The organism is Thalassolituus sp. UBA2009, from assembly GCF_002335285.1.
Lineage (GTDB): Bacteria > Pseudomonadota > Gammaproteobacteria > Pseudomonadales > Oceanobacteraceae > Venatoribacter > Venatoribacter alkanivorans.
Genome location: NZ_DDCJ01000159.1, coordinates 9042 through 10184, shown reverse-complemented (window position 1 = coordinate 10184; position 1143 = coordinate 9042). Strand labels below are relative to the sequence as shown.

Genomic DNA, 1143 nt, shown 5'->3' with positions numbered 1-1143 from the left:
ATTGATCAGTTTGAAGCCTTTAATATTATCACGCCTTATGTCGTGGTGCCGGTCAGCAACTTTATGCAGCGTAACGCCGTGCCGAAATCGGGCGATATTGTGCGTATTGATGGTAAGCGCCGCTATCGCTTAACCGCCAACGTCACCGAAGGCGTGAACGCAACGGAAAAGATCCAGCAGCTCAGTGAAAAAATCAAAGACCTCGACTGGCGTGGTGCCGGTGTCGAGCCCCGCTTCCGTGGCGACTTTGAGCAAATGGGCGAAACCGGTGCCTTCCTCGGCAAGGCCTTCGGAATTGCCCTGTTCCTGATGGCTACCATTCTGGTGACTCAGTTCAACAGCTTCTATCAGGCCGGTCTGATTATGAGTGCCATCATTCTGTCCATTGTTGGTGTACTGATTGGTCTGATGATCCGCGGTGAGCCATTTGGCATTGTGATGAGCGGCGTCGGTGTAATTGCCCTGGCCGGTATTGTGGTGAACAACAATATCGTTCTGATCGACACCTACAACGTGCTTATACGTCAGGGACTCGACCCGGTTGATGCCGCTCTGCGTACCGGTGCCCAGCGCCTGCGTCCGGTATTACTGACGGCGGTTACCACCGTTATTGGTCTGCTGCCGATGGTGATGCAGTGGAATATCGACCTGCTCAACCAGCACTTTACGGTAGGCGCGCCGTCGTCACAGTGGTGGACGCAGCTGTCGACGGCCATTGCCGGTGGCCTGACCTTTGCCACGGTACTGACGCTGATTCTGACGCCCTGTTTACTGGTTCTGGGGGAAAAACGTCATCTGCAGGCACGGCAAATGCCTGTCGTCAGTGAAAGCAGTACTCAACCCTCAGCCTGATCAGGCATTATACAATCGGCTGGTGTCTTTCCGGACACCGGCCGATTTTTTGAAGAATTTCCGCAAGTTACTGAAAAAAATCAAAAAAATCTCAGAAATAGCGTTGACATAAAGATCCGCGTGAGTAGAATGCCCACTCACTTTGCAGGGGGTGATTAGCTCAGCTGGGAGAGCATCTGCCTTACAAGCAGAGGGTCGGCGGTTCGATCCCGTCATCACCCACCAAAGCTGCACAAGTGAATGATCCGTAAGGGTCGTATGAAAATATGGACTGGTAGTTCAGTTGGTTAG

1 protein-coding gene and 1 tRNA gene are annotated in these 1143 nt (G+C 52.7%); both read left to right on the top strand.

Going from position 1 to position 1143, the window contains the following annotated elements:
- The coding region (locus B3P58_RS19840) for an efflux RND transporter permease subunit (RefSeq protein ID WP_286720025.1) at positions 1 to 852 on the top strand (852 nt) is incomplete at its 5' end.
- 149 nt (positions 853 to 1001) lie between these two features.
- Positions 1002 to 1077, top strand: a tRNA-Val gene (locus B3P58_RS19835).
- Positions 1078 to 1143 lie beyond the last annotated feature (66 nt).